The 22,255-nt window shown below is 31.3% G+C and carries 21 protein-coding genes and 1 pseudogene; all 22 read right to left on the bottom strand.

What is annotated here, in order from left to right:
- Positions 1-2 precede the first annotated feature (2 nt).
- The 22 genes and pseudogenes from Q0663_RS03485 to Q0663_RS03380 all read right to left on the bottom strand — a co-directional run bounded on the left by Q0663_RS03485 (position 3) and on the right by Q0663_RS03380 (position 21,660).
- Positions 3-614, bottom strand: coding sequence for an acetyltransferase (locus tag Q0663_RS03485; RefSeq protein WP_299006432.1), 612 nt, complete (start codon positions 612-614; stop codon positions 3-5).
- Positions 604-1,212: a sugar transferase gene (locus tag Q0663_RS03480; protein ID WP_299006429.1), complete on the bottom strand. Its 609-nt coding sequence runs from the start codon at positions 1,210-1,212 to the stop codon at positions 604-606. The genes Q0663_RS03485 and Q0663_RS03480 overlap by 11 nt, the downstream gene beginning before the upstream one ends.
- Positions 1,205-2,407, bottom strand: coding sequence for a glycosyltransferase family 4 protein (locus tag Q0663_RS03475; protein ID WP_299006427.1), 1,203 nt, complete (start codon positions 2,405-2,407; stop codon positions 1,205-1,207). The genes Q0663_RS03480 and Q0663_RS03475 overlap by 8 nt, the downstream gene beginning before the upstream one ends.
- Complete coding sequence (gene wecB, locus Q0663_RS03470; protein ID WP_299006424.1) at positions 2,407-3,552, bottom strand: non-hydrolyzing UDP-N-acetylglucosamine 2-epimerase; 1,146 nt, start codon at positions 3,550-3,552, stop codon at positions 2,407-2,409. Before wecB ends, Q0663_RS03475 begins: the two co-directional genes overlap by 1 nt.
- 68 nt (positions 3,553-3,620) lie before the next feature.
- Positions 3,621-3,983, bottom strand: a complete 363-nt coding sequence (locus Q0663_RS03465; RefSeq protein ID WP_299006421.1) for a four helix bundle protein — start codon at positions 3,981-3,983, stop codon at positions 3,621-3,623.
- Between the two features lie 51 nt (positions 3,984-4,034).
- A complete protein-coding gene (locus Q0663_RS03460; RefSeq protein WP_299006419.1) occupies positions 4,035-5,177 on the bottom strand; it encodes an NAD-dependent epimerase/dehydratase family protein in 1,143 nt (380 codons plus the stop codon).
- On the bottom strand, positions 5,156-5,584 hold the full coding sequence (locus tag Q0663_RS03455; RefSeq protein ID WP_299006415.1) for a dTDP-4-dehydrorhamnose 3,5-epimerase family protein: 429 nt from the start codon (positions 5,582-5,584) through the stop codon (positions 5,156-5,158). Before Q0663_RS03455 ends, Q0663_RS03460 begins: the two co-directional genes overlap by 22 nt.
- Positions 5,584-6,597, bottom strand: a complete 1,014-nt coding sequence (locus Q0663_RS03450; protein WP_299006412.1) for a polysaccharide biosynthesis protein — start codon at positions 6,595-6,597, stop codon at positions 5,584-5,586. The genes Q0663_RS03455 and Q0663_RS03450 overlap by 1 nt, the downstream gene beginning before the upstream one ends.
- Positions 6,584-7,699 (bottom strand): glycosyltransferase, encoded by a 1,116-nt coding sequence (locus tag Q0663_RS03445; RefSeq protein WP_299006409.1) that lies wholly within the window; start codon positions 7,697-7,699, stop codon positions 6,584-6,586. Before Q0663_RS03445 ends, Q0663_RS03450 begins: the two co-directional genes overlap by 14 nt.
- Positions 7,683-8,780 carry a glycosyltransferase gene (locus Q0663_RS03440; protein ID WP_299006403.1) on the bottom strand — a complete coding sequence of 366 codons (1,098 nt, stop codon included), beginning with the start codon at positions 8,778-8,780 and terminating at the stop codon, positions 7,683-7,685. The genes Q0663_RS03445 and Q0663_RS03440 overlap by 17 nt, the downstream gene beginning before the upstream one ends.
- On the bottom strand, positions 8,773-10,080 hold the full coding sequence (gene wzy, locus Q0663_RS03435; protein ID WP_299006400.1) for an O-antigen polysaccharide polymerase Wzy: 1,308 nt from the start codon (positions 10,078-10,080) through the stop codon (positions 8,773-8,775). The genes Q0663_RS03440 and wzy overlap by 8 nt, the downstream gene beginning before the upstream one ends.
- Entirely contained in the window at positions 10,077-11,030 is a 954-nt protein-coding gene (locus Q0663_RS03430) for a glycosyltransferase family 2 protein (protein WP_299006397.1), read from the bottom strand. The genes wzy and Q0663_RS03430 overlap by 4 nt, the downstream gene beginning before the upstream one ends.
- Positions 11,030-11,920, bottom strand: coding sequence for a glycosyltransferase family A protein (locus Q0663_RS03425; RefSeq protein WP_299006395.1), 891 nt, complete (start codon positions 11,918-11,920; stop codon positions 11,030-11,032). Before Q0663_RS03425 ends, Q0663_RS03430 begins: the two co-directional genes overlap by 1 nt.
- 4 nt (positions 11,921-11,924) lie before the next feature.
- Positions 11,925-13,052, bottom strand: a complete 1,128-nt coding sequence (locus Q0663_RS03420) for a polysaccharide pyruvyl transferase family protein (protein ID WP_299006392.1) — start codon at positions 13,050-13,052, stop codon at positions 11,925-11,927.
- Position 13,053: 1 nt separating this feature from the next.
- On the bottom strand, positions 13,054-14,391 hold the full coding sequence (locus tag Q0663_RS03415) for a Coenzyme F420 hydrogenase/dehydrogenase, beta subunit C-terminal domain (RefSeq protein ID WP_299006389.1): 1,338 nt from the start codon (positions 14,389-14,391) through the stop codon (positions 13,054-13,056).
- Complete coding sequence (locus Q0663_RS03410) at positions 14,388-15,923, bottom strand: oligosaccharide flippase family protein (protein WP_299006386.1); 1,536 nt, start codon at positions 15,921-15,923, stop codon at positions 14,388-14,390. The genes Q0663_RS03415 and Q0663_RS03410 overlap by 4 nt, the downstream gene beginning before the upstream one ends.
- A gap of 51 nt (positions 15,924-15,974) precedes the next feature.
- On the bottom strand, positions 15,975-17,300 hold the full coding sequence (locus tag Q0663_RS03405) for a UDP-glucose/GDP-mannose dehydrogenase family protein (RefSeq protein WP_299006383.1): 1,326 nt from the start codon (positions 17,298-17,300) through the stop codon (positions 15,975-15,977).
- Positions 17,301-17,315: 15 nt separating this feature from the next.
- Positions 17,316-17,737: pseudogene (locus tag Q0663_RS03400) on the bottom strand (adenylyltransferase/cytidyltransferase family protein).
- Between the two features lie 20 nt (positions 17,738-17,757).
- Positions 17,758-18,690, bottom strand: coding sequence for a Gfo/Idh/MocA family oxidoreductase (locus Q0663_RS03395; RefSeq protein ID WP_299008050.1), 933 nt, complete (start codon positions 18,688-18,690; stop codon positions 17,758-17,760).
- Between the two features lie 118 nt (positions 18,691-18,808).
- The gene (locus Q0663_RS03390; RefSeq protein ID WP_299006378.1) at positions 18,809-19,177 is read right to left on the bottom strand and encodes a four helix bundle protein; all 369 of its coding nucleotides are present in this window, start codon (positions 19,175-19,177) and stop codon (positions 18,809-18,811) included.
- A gap of 32 nt (positions 19,178-19,209) precedes the next feature.
- Positions 19,210-20,493 (bottom strand): nucleotide sugar dehydrogenase, encoded by a 1,284-nt coding sequence (locus tag Q0663_RS03385; protein ID WP_299006373.1) that lies wholly within the window; start codon positions 20,491-20,493, stop codon positions 19,210-19,212.
- A 183-nt stretch (positions 20,494-20,676) separates the two neighbouring features.
- Positions 20,677-21,660, bottom strand: a complete 984-nt coding sequence (locus tag Q0663_RS03380) for an SDR family oxidoreductase (RefSeq protein WP_299006369.1) — start codon at positions 21,658-21,660, stop codon at positions 20,677-20,679.
- Positions 21,661-22,255: the final 595 nt, after the last annotated feature.

Here is a 22,255-nt window from a genome sequence, read left to right as displayed (position 1 = left end):
ACTTATTTATTGTATTTTATCACTTTTCCTGGGTTACCTACAATTACGGCATTATCAGGCACATCTTTGATTATAACTGCTCCTGCCCCTATTGTTACCCAACTTCCTATATTAACCCCTGGTATTACTATTGCTCCTGTCCCCACATGTGTTCCTTCTCCTATACTAACACCGCCAGTTATTGTTGCATTAGGTGAGATATGCACATAATCTTCAATAATGCAATCATGTTCTATAACGGCTCCTGTGTTTACAATACAATGTTTTCCAATATTTGTATCAGAGTTCACTACTGCTGATGGCATTACAACTGTCCCTTCGTTTATTGAGCTAAACTTAGAAATTATAGCCGTTTTATCAACCAACGAAGTAAAATTAACTTTAATTGACTCACTAACTCTCTTTCTTATTTCATTATTCCCAATAGAAATTACAAAGCTCTCTTTAACAAACGATTCAATTTCTGAAGGTTTTATAATTTGTATCTCATGAAGAGTGTCAGACTTTGGTTCATCATCTATGAAAGCTGCCACTTCTATGTTATTACTTTCTGCAATATCCTTAATAACTTTACCATGTCCACTAGCACCATATAAACAAACCTTATTTTTCATTTCCTAAAAATTTAGTTGTTGTTACTTCTCCTTCCTTTGATATACCTTCCGATTTAAACACTTTTAAAAAAGTTAAAAAGAAAATTTTTACATCCAATACAAAACTTAAATTTTCTACATACCAAACATCATATTCAAATTTTTGTTGCCAACTAATCGCATTTCTGCCATTTACTTGAGCCCAACCTGTAATACCAGGTTTTGTATTATGGCGTTTTTTTTGTTCTTGATTATACAAAGGTAAGTATTCAGGTAATAAAGGTCGTGGCCCTATTAAACTCATATCTCCTTTTAGTACATTTAATAACTGCGGAATTTCATCTAAAGAAGTTTTCCTTACAAATTTACCAATAGTTGTTAATCGATCCGCATCTGATAATAAATTTCCTTGAGCGTCTTTTTTATCGCTCATGGTTTTAAACTTTATCACCTTAAAAATTCGTTCATTTTTACCTGGACGCTTTTGAAAGAAAAATGGTTTCCCTTGGTTTGCAAAAAATAATCCAATTGTAACTATAAGAAAAATAGGGCTTAACATCAGCAGTCCTATAAAAGCTATAATAAAGTCTAAAATGCGTTTTAGGTAGTTTTTATACATTATAAATTTTATTTGTAATTAATTTATAAGACCTGTCAACTGTATAATTACCTAATAATAATTCTTCTGCTTTACTTCCCATAATTTCAAAATTTTTATTTAACAGAGCATTTAACTTACTTTGCATTTCTTCTTGATTACCTGCCAAAACCTTTACTCCACATCCACTACTTTCAATAATATCTCCTATATCTGTATTAGAATCTGTAGCTGCCAATACAGGTTTTTTCATTTCTAAATATGAAAGCAAACGCGAAGGGAAATTAGGTATTAGAAATCTTTTATCTAAAAAAATCATTCCAACATCACAAGCAGCTAATAATTGATCATAATCTACTTTTGGTAATCTCTGTAGTAGTTTTGCATTCTTTGGTTCCTTTTCATTAAACCATGTTCTAATACGAGAATATTCAGTACCGTCGCCTACTATTAAGAAAAAAACTTTATAATTATTAGTCCTTAAAATTGTTTCTAAAAGGAAGTTTAATCCTTGAGGCTTCCCTAAGTTACCACCGTAAACAAATATCTTTTTGTTAAGAGGTATACTATATTTTGTTCTGATATTTACTTTCTCTTCTTTTGTATAATTTAACTTTACAGGTTCAATTGTATTGGGGTTTACCTCTACTTTTTCAGAGTCAAGTTCAGTATTATGCTTTAAAATAAAGTTAACATTAGCTGGAGACATACATCCTATTGTATCTGAAAGCTGATATAATTTTTTTTCTTTTTTAACAAAGAATTTATAAAGTAAACTTCCTTTTTTAAGCATCCCCATATCCACAGCATTCTGAGGGAAAATATCTTTTAATAATAAATATGTATACGCCTCATCTCTCATTTTAACATATTCTATAACCTTAGCAAATGTTATAGGAGGTGTTGAATACAGAATTAAATCAAAGTGGGTTTTAGCTAAGTATTTTTTAACAGCATTTAAGTACTGATATTCAATAGACAGAGTAGCTAAACCTTTTTCTAAAACATTAGTTTTTGTTATGTTAAATGTTTTTACTTGAAGCACTGAAACCCCTTCCTTTATTTTAAGGTTCGTTGCAGTTTTTTTTCTTCTTTCAACTGGAGAAACAATCGTAACGTTATGACCTTCATCACGAAACTTCCTCAGCAAATCCTGATATATTCCTCTATCTTCAATAGAGTTAATTGCTACTAATGTTAAAAAAAGAACATTCATTATTTTAAAATATCTTCAGACCAAACAACCCTTTTTATATAATCTGTATACGAAAGAATAATTCGAACCATTTTCTCACTTACATTGGGCATTGAGTAATCATACACTTCCCTAAAATTCCTTTTTGGACTTCTTTCTTGAACATCTAAAGCTACTAACCCTTGCATTATACGCTCCGGATTTAACCCAACCATCATCACTGAAGCTTCTTCCATTGCTTCCGGACGTTCATGGGCTTCACGAATGTTCAATGCAGGGAAATTTAATATCGATGATTCTTCCGAAATTGTTCCTGAATCAGATAACACTGCAAAGGAGTGCATTTGTAACGCATTGTAATCTGAAAAACCAAGCGGCTTTAAAAACTGAATATTTTTGTGTGTTTTCACCTCTTTACTATCCAACATGTTTCTTGTTCTTGGATGTGTAGAAACAATAATTGGATAATCATAGGTTTCTGCTATTTGATTCAGAGCATCTATTAATCCTTTAAAGTTTTTTGGATTGCTGATGTTTTCTTCTCTATGTGATGATACCACAAAAAATTTATGTTTTTCTAACCCCAATTTTTCTAATACATCAGAAGCTTCAATTTTAGGTAAAAACTTATGCAAAACTTCATACATTGGACTTCCTGTTTTAATCACTCTATCAGGAGGTAAACCTTCTCTCAACAAGTACTCACGAGCAATACTACTATACGTAAGATTTATATCCGATACGTGATCAACTATCTTTCGATTAGTTTCCTCTGGAACACGTTGGTCAAAACAACGGTTTCCAGCTTCCATATGAAACACAGGGATTTTACGTTTTTTAGCAGGAATAGCACACAAACAAGAATTGGTATCTCCTAACACCAAAAATGCATCTGGATTTTCTTTTTCTAAAATTGGATCTATTTTAATCAAAATATTTCCAACAGTTTCCGTCGCGTTTTTTCCAGCTGCTTCTAAGAAATAATCTGGCTTGCGCAATCCTAAATCTTCAAAAAAGATTTCGTTTAGCTCGTAATCGTAATTTTGTCCTGTATGTACCAATACATGTTCTATTGCTTCATTCTTATCTAATGCAATTAAGGTACATGATAACCTAATAATTTCTGGTCGTGTTCCAACAACCGTTACTACTTTTAATTTTTTCATTAGTGACTAGTGATTCATAATTGGTAATTAGTAACTGGTGATTAGTTACTGGTGATTAGTTATTGGGATTAGTTACTGGTGTTTTTTACAGACCTAATCAGACCTTGTATCATTTTTGAAATACTTTCTAATTCTTCCAATAATTCTTTTGAATCTATTTTATTTAAAAATTCTAAATTTTCTGATATTCTAATTTGTGTATCTAGCTCTGATGCACTTGACAAAGCTATATATAAAAATTGAATAAATTCTTTACTATGATTTCTAGCAGCCCCTTCTGCAATATTTGATGGTATAGAAACTGCTGATCTTCTAATTTGATTTATCAAACCAAACTTCTCACTTTCTGGATAGCTATTTGTAACCGTATAAATGGTAGTCACAAAATTAAGCGCTTGTTGCCAAACAATTAAATCTTTATGTGTTTTCATTCTACTAATTACTTTTTCTCTAATAACTAACCTCTTCTCTTTAATGACTACCTATACTTCTACAAAATAGGTGTCAGCATCTTCTGGATTGTATGGTTCGTTAATCCAAAACAAGGTTATTAACTCTGTATCTCCAATGTTTGTAATGTTATGTGTATACCATATTGGCATATCAACATAGGCAGGTTCGGTTCCATCTAGTATATACTCAATTACCTCATCCGAGTCAATTTTCCTTAGTTTTATAGATGCTTTCCCACTAATGACAGCAAAACGCTCTACCTTTCTTGTATGATAATGATTTCCACGTGTAATACCTGGTACTGTGGTTGAATAGGATGATTGACCTGCTGTCCCTGCTCGCATAATTTCTACAAAAGCACCACGGTTATCTGTATGTTTTGTGAATTTTCTTGGAAAATACGCTTTCGGTATAAAACTAGTAAACGTATTGAATAGATCTAATTCAAACGATTGTAGATCTACTTTTGGTACTTGGCCATGATCAACATATTGCACTTTGAACTCTTTCAGTAACTCTAATATTTCAGATACTTTTCTTGACGAAGTATGCGGTACAACGAATGATTTTATGTTTTCTTTTTCTTCTGAGATAATTTCATTATAAAAAACTTCTGATAATTCGTTAATGTATATCAAGTTTACCAAGCTATCATTAATAATGGTCGGAGTTTCATTATTTATTATTTTATAACAAAAAGTTGCAATGAAGGAATTGTAATTTGGTTTACCAAAAGGGCCAAATACATTTGGAATAAGTAACGACGTTACCTCAGCTCCAGTTTTAGAAGCCCAATTTTCTAATAATTGTCTTCCATCTCTTTTTGACTTACCATACAAATTATCTCTTTCTTCTTGTGTAGAAGATGAAAAAATAATTTTTGGTGTTGAATTGGTAGTTTCACAAGCAGCTATTAACTTTTGGACTAGACCTACATTTGTATCGTAAATTACCTGCTCATCTTCATGGCGATTCATTGCTGCTATATGTACAATAACATCACATGATTTTACAAACTCTTGCAGTGCTATCTCATTCTCGAAATAACTTCTTTCAAAATTTATACGATTTATGTCGTTTTCTTTTGTGCCTAAATAATTATACAAGTGACTCCCCATAAAGCCCCCTTGTCCTGTAATTCCTACCCTTATTAATTCCCCCATTGTGTCCATTTATTTTGATCAAATCGAATTTGATCGTTTTCTATTTCATTGAATCCGTAATTTGATAAAATCATCAATTTAGCATCTTTTTCTAAGGCTTTAAAGCCATTTGCAAAACCCTTAGGAATATAAAGTATTTGCTGTTTATCCGCAGTTAGTTTATACTCGTAAACTTTCAAGTTATCTGATGGCGATTCCCAATTATCAATTTCAACCAATTTTACAGTAAAACTACCTTTTACACAATAAAACCAACGACTCTCTATCGTATGTCCTTGCCACGCTCTAACCACATCAGTATCAAAGTGTGTTGTAAAATATACCCGCTTAATTGGAGACATATCAAAATCATTAAAGAACTCTAATTTTCCTCGCTCATCAACATGCTTTCCACCTTCAATTAAATTAGGTTTCATTAGCTATTCAAATTTTCTTTAATATAATCTAGATTTAAAAGCAATTCTTTCATTCCTTCTACATCTAATCGTTCGGTATTATGCGAATGATAATCTTCTATAGCAGACACGTCTTCTTCTCCTTCTGAAAAATATTTTGCATAATTCAAATCACGATTATCTGCCGGCACTCTATAAAAATTCCCCATATCTTCGGCTTTAATCATTTCTTCGCGTGTACACAAGGTTTCATATAGTTTCTCTCCATGGCGTGTTCCGATTACTTTCACAGGAACTTCTTTACCTGTAATTTCAATTAAAGCTTTAGCTAAGTTCTCTATTGTTCCTGCAGGTGCTTTATTAACAAATAAATCTCCTGGATTCGCATTCTCAAAGGCAAACAACACCAAATCTACCGCATCTTCCAATGACATAAAGAAACGTGACATATTAGGGTCGGTAACAGTAATTGACTCTCCATTTTGAATTTGTGATAAAAATAAAGGAATTACCGAACCTCTAGATGCCATGACATTTCCATAACGAGTTAAGCACACCACTGTATCTTTTAAGTTACGAGCTTCTGCTATGGCCACCTTTTCCATCATCGCTTTCGAAATTCCCATCGCGTTGATTGGATAGGCTGCTTTATCTGTAGATAAGCAAATTACTTTTTTAACTCCGTTAGAAGCTGCAGCTCTTATTATATTTTGGGTTCCTTCTACGTTTGTTTTTACTGCTTCCATAGGAAAAAACTCACATGAAGGTACTTGCTTTAAGGCTGCGGCATGAAAAACATAATCTACACCACGTGTCGCTAACTCTAATGAGTGTAGGTTTCTTACATCTCCTATATAATACTTTATTTTATCATTTTTGTAAAAATTACGCATGTCATCTTGCTTCTTCTCGTCTCGAGAAAAAATGCGTATTTCTTTAAAATGATCTGTATGTAAAAAACGATTCAGTACTGCGGTTCCAAAAGAACCCGTGCCTCCAGTAATTAGTAAAACTTTATCTTTAATTGTTTGCATTAGCGTGCATTTTTAAAATTTCTAAATATTTTTTTGTTCTATCCATACTGGTTCCAAAACGTTTTAAATTTTCAGTACCTTTTTGTACTAAGCTTTCATATAAGTCATTATCGTAATAAAGTGCTAAAATTTTTCTAGCATAATCTTTAGGGTTTAGAGGTTCTGCAAAAAAAGCAGCATCACTACAAATATCTCTTGCAAAACTCATATCAGAAGCTACAATTGGAATTTGCATATACATAGCTTCTAAATAAGTTGTTGAAAATGTTTCTAACAAAGTAGGCATAAACAATAGATCCATTTTCTTATACAATAAAGGAATTTGCTTTATTTCTACTTTGCCTAAATAATTAATATACGGATCATATTTATCATCAAAATTCATCTCTGTTTTATTAACTGATAGGTGAAATTTAAAATCTTTTAATTTATCTGCTTTTATTAGTTCATCTATAACCTTAGGGATAATCTCAATATTTTTATGCAGATAATTTGCAGTTAAATAAATTATATTAAATGATGATTTTTCAACTGAAATTTCTTTCCAACTTTCTTTGTTTAAAAAAACACTATTTACTGTATTTGAAACTGTGTAGCCCTTAACTTTATTTTTGTTAATGCTTGAATAAATAGTATTAGCATCTTCGGTTTCGTAAATTAATACATCACTATTTTTCTGAAATAAGAAACTCTTTAAATAAGAAACTAATTTTAATTTGACCAAATTTAAAAGGCTTATTTTTTTAAAATAAGGAGATTGTGGATACAAAACCTGTCCCAAGGCAAACCCAACAACTTTAGGGAAGTTACTTTTATGATATGAAGGTCCAAAAACAGTAAATATTACATTAGGTTTAACTTCGTTTTCAATTTTCTTAAGCCAATTGCTTCTTTTAAGAATTGAACTGTTTTCTTTTGTTAAATCGTAAAAATAGAATCTGTCATCAAATTCTTCTTTATTAATCTGTTTTGCACTATTTACCGATTGAACCACATGGTATTGATTATCATCTTCTATCGAACATAAATCATGTAAAAATGATGTTGCTACCTGAATGCCGCCGCCAGCATAAAGATTTGAATTATCAATTAGCGCTTTCATTTAAAACTTCTTTTAAAATATTAATTTGATTATGTGGATTCCATTTTTCATCAATAGTTTTATAACATTCTTCTTTAGCGAGTCGTCCTTCAATTAATAACTTAATTTTTAATGCTAAATCATTAACATCATCCTCCTTAAAAAACGCACCTGTCTTACCCTCTATAACAACTTCAAACTCGGGCATTTGTTGAGAAAAATTATTATGTGTTACCACAGGTACTCCAAACATTAAACTGTGAATAGCTGTTAAGCCAACATTACCAGGTGAAACGCAAATTGCTGAATTATACATTAACTCACCTAATTTAATTTCATCATAGCAAGCTCCATAAAACCAACAGTTTTCAAGTTTTAAAAATTTCACTTGTGATCTAAGTTTTTTCTGTTCAGGTCCAGATCCGACAAAAACTAGATTTACTTTAATTCCTAGATTATCTAGCTTTTTTTTAGCATCAATTAATTGATTTAGTTTTTTTACCTTTGTTAACCTACCCGTAAAAATAATTGTTGGGTTACTATTTTTAAAGTGATTAATATAAACATCTGAAAAAACAGATTTTTTCCTTATACTTAATTGTTTATCATAATCTAAAGAGTTGTAAACAACATGAAGATTATCTTTTTTGAAGCCTTCAATAACCATTAAATCTTGTGCATAGTTTCCATAAAGTAATAATCCATCACTTAATTTATAATATGCTTTTTTGATATTTTTTTTTACTGTGTTTTCATTTCCATACCAACCATGGGTCCACAAATAAGTTTTTTTACCCAAAAGTCTTGAAAACAATAAAATAAACCAATTGGACAATATTTGCGAATCTCCTGATAAAACAAACTTATCATATTTTTTAAAAACTAATAAAACACTGCCTAAATACCAATAAAACTTTTTTACTTTAAATGTTATCAGTTCCTTTCTAAAATTTGATAATTCTTTATAGTTAATTTTTTTTATGGACGAATTGGGGATATTTCCGAAATAGAAATGAGCATCAAGTTCATCGTTTATTTTCTTAAAAATGAAATAACGATAATGTGGAGCATAATTCAATATAAAACAAATTTTATTATTCATCTATAGGTTTTAAAGCTACTATCTTAAATTTAATTAAAATTTTAAAGATCACGTTAGACATAATCAGCATATATATCAACATAAAAGTTGATGTCATTATAGAGCGTGTTCCAAAAAATATCCAACCATAAAGAAAGCCTGATAATATTAATTTTTTTAAATCAGTTTTATAATTATTGTGAATCCAATTTTGGATTCGACTCAAATTATAACCTAAAATTAAAAGTAATATACAACCTATACTATAACCGAAATCTATATAAATTTCCCCTCCATAACTTGAAGCTGAGGAAAACCCTTCACTTACATTCATGTATTTACGAATCAACCAACTATCTAATTGAACAGGTTTATTGGGCCAAATATCCCTTGGAATCCAAAAAATAGTCAAAAAACTGGTTGACTTTCCATATGTATAATCATTTTCTGTAGTATATTTTGTAATCATTGCAGCATTGCTAATCAAACCTTCATTTGAACCTTTAGAGGCCAAATACTCTGTCAAATTATGTTCTTTAGTATTTTTTGATTCGTTAAGATTTGATAATCCGCCTGAGCGTGCTAGCTTCATAACATTTAAAGCTGAGAGTAAAAAAAATCCTAAAAAAAATAATTTGAAAATTCTCTTATAATTTAAAAAGTATAAATCTTTAAAGTATAAAATAAAAATTATATATACTAAAAAAAACCGAGTACCTGTTCCAATAAATGTAATAATAATAGGAAGGCACATCAATATGGTGTATATTTTATTACTAAAAACTTCATTGTACAAACCAACACATATAAAAGCTACTGCATATAAAAATGGAGATATCAAAAAGGGAAATGCTGAGGCACGACCAATTGTAAAACCGTAAATAGTGTTTTCTATGTTTATTATAAAGAAAAATAAACTATATGTAGTTAATATTAGTAATAGAGTATTCTTTTTATGGATTATTGTTTTTAACTCTTTAGAAGATAGTTTATTTGTTTTTTTAACATAAGTTTCATAAAATTTGCAGCCTAAAAAAACACAAGTAGAAGACGTTATAAGATAGCTGTAACCTATAGTTGTATAATACCTCCCCCAAAGTTCATAAAGATAATTTTCATTAAGAACCCCCTCCGACAAAACCATATAAACAAAAGCTGATAAAAAAAGAATCAACATTGTAATTCTTTTTTTTTGTGCTACCTCTAGACAAATTATTATTATATAAGACCAAAATGCAACAGATGAACTCACACTTAAACCTATATCTAAATGAGGAAGGAAACAGTTTATTAATAAAAGTATTATCTGTACTATTCTCATTTAATATTACCTTTTAAAATTTTATAAATTAATACTGAATACTTAGGGAAAAGTGCCATTAAATAACCTTCTATTTGATATTTTTTTACACTTGATTTCTTTAAACATTGAAAAATATATGGATATTTATTCAGTTCTTGTTTAAAAAGCTGTAGCGTACTTTTATTCATATCAAAAGTATTGTTCAATGCGTTATTAAACAACAAAGAAATTCTATTGTAAAACAATATTTGATGTTCCTTAGCAACTTCTTGATTCATGAATTTATACAATGAATCTATAACAAGTAAAAGATCAAAAGCCCTTTTGGGATTAATACTCCTTGTTATTGACCCTTCTCTTTGATTCACTATATAGGTATTATACTCCAAAAAAGCAATGTTCTGATAAGTATATAATACTTTATTATTAAATTCTTCATCTTCATGAACAATTCCAGTTTTAAATTTAAATTGGTTAAAAATTGAACTATTGTAAATATAAAAAACAGCACCTACATTAAATTTGTCAGAATTTAGATAAGTAAAAGTATCTAAATCTTCTGTATGACTTGTTCTAATTTTAATTTCACCATTTATAAAATTACTCGAACTAATTGCCAATAAATCAATATTTTGAACTTTTAATTTATTTAATATAACTCTTAAAGAACCTTCCGCTATCCAATCATCGGAATCAATAAACCAAATATAATGGCCCTTAGAATACAGTAATCCTTGGTTTCTTGTATCACTCAAACCCGAATTTGATTTATCTATTAAATTGATAAAACTAAATTCATCTTTAAATGATTTGCATATTTCTAAAGAATTATCAGTAGACCCATCATTTAATAAAACAATCTCTATCTGCGATGCGTCAATAGATTCGATTTGATAAACAATACTATCTAAGCACTTTTTTAAATAAGGTGCAACGTTATAAACAGGTATTATAATTGATAATATCATTATTTATATAAAATTTTAATAACCATTCTCTTCATAACATATGGCAAATAACTAAATATTTTATATTTTAAAGATACAATTGAGAAGTCAATGCTCTCAATAAATTGGAAAAAATCTTCTTTACTATGATTTAAAATAACATCCGGAATCTTTCCAATTTTAATAGTGTTGTTTAGTTTTCTTAAATTTTTGTCGAGGTGTGCATATGAAGATATTACAAAAAGATAATTGTACTTTTTATTAAAACTATTTTTTTTATTTGAAACCATATTGTCATCATCCATATTGTAAATGGTTAATGGTTGGTTTACAAATGCTATTTTACTATTCAAAATATTCCGATACCAATAATCAAAATCTTCTCCAATAGAGAGCTCTTCATTAAACAACAGAAAAGATTCAGAAATTTTTTTTGAAATAATAGTCGCAGAAGTTTGAAAAAGTTTTGATTGTAATGCAACAGTAAAATAATTGTCTATATATCCTCTAAAACCCTCTTCTAAATAATTGGTGTAATCAAACAGTTTTTCGTTCTTTAAAACAGAATAATTAGAGGCATAAAATTTTGCATTTGGAAAATCTGTAATCAATTGAACCATAGTAGACAGATAGTTACTTTTCCACAAATCGTCCCCATCAATAAAGGCAACATAATTATATTTGGCTTCTTTTATCCCTGTATTTCTAGCGCTTGATACACCTCCGTTTTCTTGTTCTATAATTCTAATACGTGTATCGTTAAAGGCTTTTACCTTATCTACACTAGTATCTGTAGAACCGTCGTTTACTATAACCACTTCAAACGTTGTAAAGGTTTGGTTTAATACTGATTGAAGCGTGTTGGTAATGCTTAGCTCTTTGTTGTATAATGGGATGACTATTGAAAACATATTTTTACTTCAAATTTGAATTAAGAAACTCTAACGCTTTTACTCTTTCATTTTCTAACACCTTATTTACTCTCTCCCAATCAATTTCTTTGTCTAAAATTTCTTGGGCTTTTTCTTGAGTAAAATCGGTTAACAATCGATTTTGTAGGTTAAACATTTTTAACAATGACTCAAAGCGTGCCATTCCTCTGCTTTTATTTCCAATAGCTATAAATGGGATGTTATATAAGATTGAAAACACCGTTCCATGAAAAGAGTCTGCTATAACAAATTTTGCATCTTGATACCCTTGTAACCATGCTGCTGGTGATGGGTAAACAAAATTTTCTATTTTATCTATTTCATCTTGCCCAATCCTTTTTTTAGGCATTACTTCAAATGCTGTTAAGCCTTTTTGAGAAGCAACTAAATCAATGGTTTTTTGCTTTTCATCCGTTTTATCTAAAATATACACCTTTAAATCACCTTTACTAGAAGCTTGCTCTTCTGCTTTTGTAATTGCATTATAATCTTTTATATCCAACAGCATCGTAGGATCAACTAAGTGAACAGCTTTTTTGTTTAAATATTTATCACATAAATTAATTCCTGAATCTTCTCTAACCGAAACTGCTTTAAATTTTTGGATTAATTTTTTACATTTTTCGGTTTGTTTTTCATTAAATTCCCAATCACTAGTACCAAAAGACGCCGCATAAGAAATTCTTGTTATACTTTTATTTTCAGGCACGAAATCAAGAAAATAATTTTCTATGCAAGGTGAGTACCTAGGCCTCCAGCATTGGTCACTCCCAACTACATAAGTATTAAAACCTTGTTTAGCAAAATTTTCCATTTGGCTTTGAGTGCTTAATTTTTCACTTAAATTAGGAATGTACTTTTCTCTAAAAGCCAAAGTATGTTGAGACACAACCTCCTTTTGTTGGAAAGATAATTTTTGCTTAGAACCTACTAATTGCTGTTTAATTTTTGAAGCCAACCTTAATAAAGCATTATTATGGCCACCCCATCTGTTAGCAATGGTAACGTCTCCGTATTTTTTTAATACTGTTGATAACGCGTAAGCTTGTAGCAGGCCTCCATAATTATCGTGAAGCGGTTGTGTTAATATGGCAATTTTCTTTTTGGTCATTTTAAATGGTTTTTAATCCTAACTTTCTTCTTATTTTTTGAAATCTATGGTACCAGACTGTTTTTCTGTTTAATCCTTTTAAGAGCGATTCAATTTGTTGTTCAAATTTATCTACATCCTTATGTTCTTGCCATAGTTTCAAACTTAAATAGCGTATTATTCTTCTTTGTTTTTGTACAATTTGATATTCAATAGGCGCTTTAACTAAAAATCTATTCCTTTTAAAAGGCACTATTTTATCAGACTTCTTCAGTTCCTTTAAACGCAATTTTAATCCAACACGTCTATGTCTAAATGCTCCTAGCTGAGATTTAATAAAATCTTGAATAGGTAATTTCTCTAAATTAAGTTTCCCTTTTTGTATTCCTTCTTGAATCAATCGATCTGCTAAAACCGAACGCGTAACGAATAAACTAGTCCCTTTTCCATCTTTCATATAAGGATTAATCCAAGCATCACCTAAAGAAATATCTCCCAATTCAGCTGTGACATCATCACTAAAATCTGAAGCATTTGCATTGAACAAACCAGTTCCCCACATATTACCAGCTAATTTCATTTTCATTTGATGAAAGCTCTCATTGTCATCATATGCTCCAAAAGAATAATCTAATGCATAGGAAGCTTCGTCTTTTATCCTATATTCTTGTCTGGAATATTCTCCTTTTATTCCTGCCTTTTGTGCTAAATAATCAGTAAAAAATTTACTTTTCCAACCTCCACAAATAATTCCAATTAAAAAAGGTATCTTTTCTTGATATTTAGGATAGTAATATTGTTTGAGTCTGATGGCCTTTAGGAAAGGAGGAATGCCTGTAACAGCCACCTTACCAGGTTTAGAATCTATTTCTAAAAATAGTTTTTCTAAACTCACCGGTAAATATCTTGTTTTAGAAGTTGCTGTAATATCTTCAATTGAATCAAACCATTGATAAGTATATTCACCGTCTTTTTCTTTCACAACAAACAAATGATCTACAATCTTTTGCTGAAGTAACTGCTCTACTATATAGGTTCCTATACCTCCCGAAGAAGACGTTGGTCTAAATTTATTTGAATATCCTACATAAATTTCATGATAATGCCCAATATCATGATCTTTATAAGGCGTGTCCTCCATAAAATATTGAGCAATTTTGTCTTCATCTTCTATTTCTTTATCCGGTTGAGGGTTAAAAGGACATACTTTAATTGCGTCTTTATTAAAGGATTTTGTAATATCTGGAACTAAAAAACCATATTTATTCCAGATCATACTCGAATCTTTGGATTCCGAGACACATACACCGCAGCCTATACATAAATCATTTTTGACTATATCTTCTATAGTGTATTTCATAATTTAGCCTTCATTTTTGATTGTACTATATGCATAATAAACCTTCTTTCTCCTTTCGTTAATCCTATCATACTAGTGATCAATACAATTATTAATACCGTAATAATTGTTTTAACTATAAACAAAAGGAACTTTTCACTTTCAATTAAATAATTTCCACCTAAATAATATAACACTACAATACTTAAGCTTACCAAACTAATTCTTAGCAAAACTTTACTAAAAAATTGATTGATATTTACTTTCATTAAATTCTGAATAAAATACAATCTGAAGAGCAGTGAAATTATAGCTATTAACAAATAACTCCAATACAAACTAATTGGAAGATTAGTATATTTAAACAACAACCAAATCAATGGAAAATTAAGGAATACCAAAGTACCAACTATTACTTGGTATAGTTTAATTTTACCTGTTGCTTGCAGTCCACTCATCAATGGATTTGATAAAGTCTCTATCATAGAACATACCAATGCCAACCTAATAAATTCAATGGCATAGGCTGGTACTTCTTTTAACCATAGATTCATTACATAATCCAAATTAATCAATAAAGGTACTACCAATATCAACATTCCGAAATAGGAAAACTTAGCACTTTTATAAATTAAATTTATTGACGCATCTTTATCGCCTTTCGCATAATTTTTTATAATTTGCGGATTAACAGCTACTTGAAAATTACTTACAAAACTTCCAACTACTCCTTGAACCATTACTGTTAGACTATAAGATGCATTGGCAATAGGGCCAAAAAATAAATTTAGTAAGATATTACTTCCTTGCCCTCGTGCCACAGCTGCGATGTTTCCAAACAAATTCCAACCTGAATACGACATTAACTCTTTGTAATATGCCTTATCCCAATAAAATTTATAAACCGATTCTTTAAAATGTTTTTTACAATACAATTTGTAAATCATTCTTATTACAAAAGCTACTATAAAAGTGAGAATGGCATACAATATTAATTTATCAGTATTTACTTGAACCAAAATGAGCACGATAATTAATTTTAAAATCGTTTCTAAAATACTAACATACGCATATACACTCATGTGCTCTCGTGCAAAAAGCAAAGCATTATAAGGCACCTGTATTACATTAAGTATAAAAGCAAAAACCGAAAACTGATATACCCAATTAGCTGCTACCATTCGGTCAGATGGAATATTCAATTGATAATTTACAAACCATAAACCAATCGTTTCTGCTAATATTAAAATAATAAAGGCTATTAAAATGTGTATGTTCAGTGTTGCATTAAACGTTTTTTTCAAACGTTCTATATCATTCTTTCCGATATCAAAAGAGAGATAACGTTGGGTTGCAGATGCCATTGCTGAATTCAAAAACGCAAACGTAGTTACTATTCCACCAACCAAGCCATATACACCATAATCTACTACACCTAAAGCATCCAATACCAAGCGAGAGGTATATAACCCAACCCCCATTGTCAGGAACATCCTAAAATACAAAAACAGAGTGTTCTTGGCTATGGTTTTATTTATATTCTCTTTTTTCAAACTTTAAGTATTAGGGTATAAAGATCATACTACATTTCTTTCAATTATTTTCTAATTCTTCCCTATTTGATAATATTCAAATCCTCGTTCTTCTAAACTATAGCTATTGTACTGATTTCTTCCGTCAAAAATAACAGGAGTTTTCAGTTGTTTTTCAATTTCAGAAAAATCTGGCGAACGGAATTCTTTCCATTCTGTCAATAATATCAATGCTTCAGCATCAGCTAACACTTCGTATTTTGAATTTTTATAGGCGATATTCTCAACATCTTTTAAATAAAAATGTTCTGCTTCTTCCATCGCCTTCGGGTCATAAGCGTGCACTTTTGCCCCTCTTTTTACCAGTTCTTTTACGACATAAATTGCTGGAGCTTCACGCATATCATCAGTTCCTGGTTTGAATGCCAATCCCCACAAACCAAAGGTTTTTCCTTTTAAATCTTCTCCAAATCTTTTGATGATTTTCTCTGCTACTACAAACTTCTGGCGATTGTTTACCTCTTCAACTGACCTTATCAATTGTGCCTCATAACCGTTTTCTTCCGCAATTTTTTTCAATGCTTTCACATCCTTCGGAAAACAAGAACCTCCATAACCAGCTCCAGGATAAATAAAACTGTACCCTATTCTTGAATCAGAACCGATTCCTGCACGAACATTGTTTACATCAGCCCCTACTCGTTCGCAAATATTCGCTATTTCATTCATAAACGAAATTTTTGTTGCTAGCATCGCATTTGCTGCATACTTCGTCATTTCCGCAGAACGAACATCCATTCCTATAAAACGTTCGTGTGACATGGTAAATGGCGTGTATAACTGACGCATTTTTTCAAACGCATAATCAGATTCTGCTCCAATTACCACTCTATCAGGCTTCATAAAATCGTTAATTGCATCTCCTTCTTTTAAAAATTCAGGATTTGAAACTACATCGAACTCTATTTTTACATTTCTTTTATCTAATTCTGCTTGAATCGTAGCTTTTACTTTATCGGCTGTTCCTACAGGTACGGTAGATTTATCAACTACGATCAATCGGTGATTCATCTTTTGACCAATCTCTTTTGCTACAGATAACACATATTGTAAATCAGCAGAACCGTCCTCTCCCATTGGAGTTCCTACCGCAATAAATACAATTTCGGCTTCTTCAATCGCCTCTTCTAGTTTCGTCGTAAAGAATAAGTTTTGTTTTTCTACGTTTTTCAACACCATTTTTTCTAATCCTGGTTCGTAGATAGGAATGATTCCTTGGTGCAGTTTATTTATTTTTTCTTGGTCGATATCTACACAAGTTACTTTATTTCCCATTTCTGAGAAACAAGTCCCTGATACCAATCCTACATAGCCTGTTCCTATAACAGTTATCTTCATTTCTTTACTTTTTACTTATTTTATACTCTCCTTTTCAGCTACTTCTTTTCGTAATCCACTACTAGAAAATCGGTGTTCTCTTTTGTTGTAAAACAATTCAATCCCTTTCTTTTCACAATACGATCTTCCTGTAAATTGTTTCTCCGCATATTCATCTCCTAATATTCGCACATCAATTTTAAAAGATTGTAATATCTCTTCCAAATCTTGCTCTGTAGCATAAGGTACTATTTCATCCACGTACTTACATCCTTTTAACTGGATATAGCATGTTCCACTATCGACTAAATCGGTTTATTCTTTTCAGGTCTATCAATGGTAGAGTCTGTTTGTAAGCCACAGATTAAATAATTACATTGCTCTTTCGCATCTTCTAGCATTTTAATATGACCTGCATGTAATAAATCAAATGCACTAAATGTTATTCCTATTTTCATAATTTACTTATTCTTGTTTTTTACAAAAAGTAATGCTTCTCTCCTGCATTCACCAACTCTACATTCCTTATATCATGTACAATCTCTATAGATTGCCTTGCTTCTTGCAAACCAAATCCATTTCCTTTTAAAATTTCTTGGTAACTAGTCGTATGTAAATCGGTAAACCCAGAACTAAACTCAATTTCTTCTCCATTTATAGTAATTGAACGGTATGTTCTTTGTCCTTTTTCTTGAATTTCTTTTGGTAAAGTCGTTTCATCAATCGATAAAAACCAACGAACACGTGCTTTTTCAAACTCTAAATAGCCTGAAGCTTTGTGTTTTTCTCTAAGATGTACTTTATTTTCTTGTACATTTCCAAAAATCCAAGACAACATATCGAAAAAGTGCACCCCTATATTGGTGGCTATTCCTCCCGATTTACTTTCATCTCCTTTCCAAGAAATGTCATACCAATTTCCTCGAGAAGTGATATAGGTTAGGTCTACTTCGTACTTTTCATTCTTGTTTTCTTTTTCAATTTTATTTTTTAATGCAATGATACTCTGGTGCAATCGTAATTGCAATATCGTATTGATGCTGTTTCCTGTATCCTTTTCAATTGCTTCCAACGCATCTACATTCCACGGATTCAACACCAACGGTTTTTCACAAATCGCATCTGCTCCTCTACGTAATGCCATACGAATATGTGAATCGTGTAGGTAATTCGGTGTACAAATACTTACATAATCCAACTGAATATTTTGCTGACGTTTTAACTTTTCAATATGGCGATCAAAACGTTCAAACTCCACAAAAAAATCAGCTTTTGGAAAATAGCTATCCATAATCCCTACACTGTCATTTTTGTCTAACGCAGCTACTAACACATTATTCGTATCCTTAATCGCTTTTAAATGACGTGGAGCAATATATCCCGCAGCTCCTATGAGTGCAAAGTTTTTCATGGTTGACTTAGACTTAGACTTAGACTTAGACTTAGACGTTGACTTAGACATTTACTTAGACTTAGACGTTGACTTAGACTAAGGCTATAATTTTCCTTAAAAACAACGTTTTTATAAATCATTTCTTTAATTTTCTTTTTAAACCATTAATCCTTTTCTGTATGCTCTGAATCTTCATCACAATGTTATCTCCCGTCTCTTGGTTCATATAATTTCTTCTCATGGCAATGATAATTTGTGTTTCTAATTCAAAGCATGATCCAAGGGCTATTTGCAAAAACCTTGCAAAATCTTTTTCTGACTCTCTAGAACTTCCTTCAGCTATATTCGAAGGAATAGAGACCGCTGCTCTAATAATTTGTGTGCTTAAGCTGAATTTTTCTGTTTCAGGAAACCTAGAAACGACATCATAAACAACATCAATTAAGCTAATAGCATCTTGCCAAATATCATATTTTCTAAAATCTCTCATTCTCCTTTCTCTCAACTTTTTTTAGTCTATGTCTTAGTTTCAATCCACTAAAGCCCTTTATCTTTTATTGAGCAAGATAACACATTCTTTACATCGTATACTACTGATTTTTCATTTCGTAATGATGAAAAATCTAAGTCTTCAAACTCTTTATGCGCTACTGTTAATACAATCGCATCAAAAGTTTTATTTGGCAACTCTCTTGTTGACGTTAATCCGTACTCATGCATCACTTCATCTTCGTTTGCCCAAGGATCGTAAATAGTAATATCCGTTCCGTACTCTTTTAAAGCTGCCACCACATCTACTACCTTGGTATTTCGTACATCAGGACAATTTTCTTTAAAGGTTACTCCTAACACTAAAACGTTCGCATCTTTTACGCGAATATCTTTTTTAATCATCAGTTTTACCACTTCAGAAGCAACATACTCTCCCATACTATCATTTAGTCTACGACCTGCCAAGATTATTTCAGGATGGTACCCAAACTCTTGAGCCTTTTGTGCTAAATAATAAGGATCTACTCCTATGCAATGCCCTCCAACTAATCCAGGTTTGAATGGTAAAAAGTTCCATTTGGTTCCTGCTGCTTCTAACACATCGTGTGTATTGATATCCATCAAACCAAAAATTTTCGCCAATTCATTTACAAAAGCAATGTTAATATCTCTTTGAGAGTTCTCAATCACTTTGGCTGCTTCTGCTACCTTTATAGTTGGTGCTAAATGTGTCCCTGCAGTAATCACCGATTTGTACAAGTCGTCTACTTTTTTTCCTATTTCAGGTGTAGACCCTGAAGTCACCTTTAAAATCTTTTCAACCGTATGCTCCTTATCTCCTGGATTGATACGTTCTGGAGAGTATCCTCCGTAAAAATCTTTATTGAATTCTAATCCAGATACCCTTTCTAACACAGGAATACATTCTTCCTCAGTTGCACCAGGATACACTGTCGACTCATACACTACAATATCTCCTTGCTTTAACACTGCTCCTACTGTTTCACTCGCTTTTACTAAAGGAGTTAATACAGGACGGTTATTCTTATCAACCGGAGTTGGAACCGTTACTATATAATAGTTACATTCTTTAATATCTTCTAAAGAAGTAGAACAAAACAATCCTTTAGCATCTAATGGTTTTCCAACTAATACAGATTGTAACACCTCATCCTCTACTTCCAACGTAGTATCCGTTCCAGACATTAATTCTGCTACACGCTCCGCATTAATATCGAAACCAACCGTTGGATATTTTGTAGCAAACAATCTTGCTAATGGTAATCCTACATACCCTAATCCTATAATAGCTATTTTTGGTTGCTTCATTATTTTTTTTGACTATGACTTAGACGTTGACTTAGACTTAAACTAAGACTGGTCTTATTTTACTTCTTAACTATTTTCTTTCTTAATCCAACTATTCTTTTTTGCAAGCTATTTATTGCTTCTAAAACTTTTAAAAAGTCTACTTCTGAAGTATAATTTAGTCTTAGACTAAATACCTTCCAATTACAAATTCTCCCAATACCACTTCACCGCTTCTTTTAACCCTTGCTGAAGTGAATATTGCGGATTGTAGTTCAATAATTTTGTTGCTTTTTCAACACTTGCTAACGAATGAGGAATATCCCCTACTCTATTAGGTCCATGTTGTACCTCTATATTCTTTATAGAGTCGTCGAACTCTGATAAGTAATCTTTTAAATACCCTACTAAATCATTCAACGTGTTTCTATCTCCGTACGCTACGTTGTATACCGTATTTATCGCTTCAGGTTTATCAGCTACTAAAGACAATAAATTTGCTTGAATTACATTGTCTATGTAGGTGAAATCTCTTGAATAATTTCCATCTCCGTTAATTGTAGGAGATTCCCCTTTCATAAATTGCCCTACGAACTTTGGGATCACTGCTGCATATGCTCCATTTGGGTCTTGCTTTCTACCAAACACATTAAAATAACGGAGTCCGATTGTTTCTAAACCATAGGTTTTCGCAAAAACATCAGCATACAATTCATTTACATATTTCGTAATTGCATAGGGTGATAATGGTTTTCCTATCACATCTTCCACTTTTGGTAACCCTTTTGAATCTCCATAAGTTGAAGAACTAGCAGCGTACACAAAACGTTTTACCCCTGCATCTCTTGAAGCCACTAACATATTTAGAAACCCTCCTACGTTTACGTCATTAGAAGTAATAGGATCGTTAATTGATCTAGGCACTGAACCTAAAGCAGCTTGATGTAGTACAAAATCTGCTCCTTCAACAGCCTTCTTACAATCTTCTAAATTTCTTATATCACCTTCTATTAACTTGAAATTTGGATTATCATGAAGGTGCGCTATATTTTCTCTTTTTCCTGTAGCGAAGTTATCTAAACACACTACTTTGTTGTTCTTTTCTAATAGTACCTCACAAAGATTGGAACCTATAAAACCAGCACCTCCAGTAACTACTATTTTCTTTTCGGAAAGATCTATATTCATTTTTAAGAAGTTAAAAATTTCTTTTTCTCTTTTATTAGTCCGCAAAACTACAAAAAACAATATTAATAAAAGGTTATAAAACAAAAAAGGCTATATAAGTTATTTTTTTTATTCCACAAGATATAAAGATACTTCCGAGGCGTCGGGATTCTCCCCTTCTCTCCGAGAAATCACTTGATGTGACAATCTTTATGCTGTTCATTTTTTCCATTGATGAAAAAACGAACCAAAAAAATCTAGACCTACGAACCTTTATCTAAATTTTTTGCTTGTTCTCTAAATTTTAGGAACTCGCCTTTACAAAGCAGTACTTTAAATAAAATTTCGTTTAGACTCAAACAGCCTAAAATTTTACAGGAATTTCACTTCAAATTTTACTATAAATTTTCGGTAGGTCGGGGTTATTTTTTTACACTCTTGTCCTTAAAATTGTATTACTGCCATTTTGATCTCCTTCAGACTACGCTCGGGGTGCAGCGTTCAGTGTTAGTTTATGGTAAGGATCTTTTTTTTACCCTCCATTCATTTTTTGCTTGTCCAAAAAACGAATCAAAAAAGGACACTTTTTCAATAGGAATTTCTGCCATGCAGAACC

Source organism: uncultured Tenacibaculum sp. (assembly GCF_947504135.1).
Taxonomy (GTDB): domain Bacteria; phylum Bacteroidota; class Bacteroidia; order Flavobacteriales; family Flavobacteriaceae; genus Polaribacter.
The sequence above is the reverse complement of the archived record's forward strand: the minus strand, read 5'-3'. Positions and strand labels throughout refer to the sequence as shown.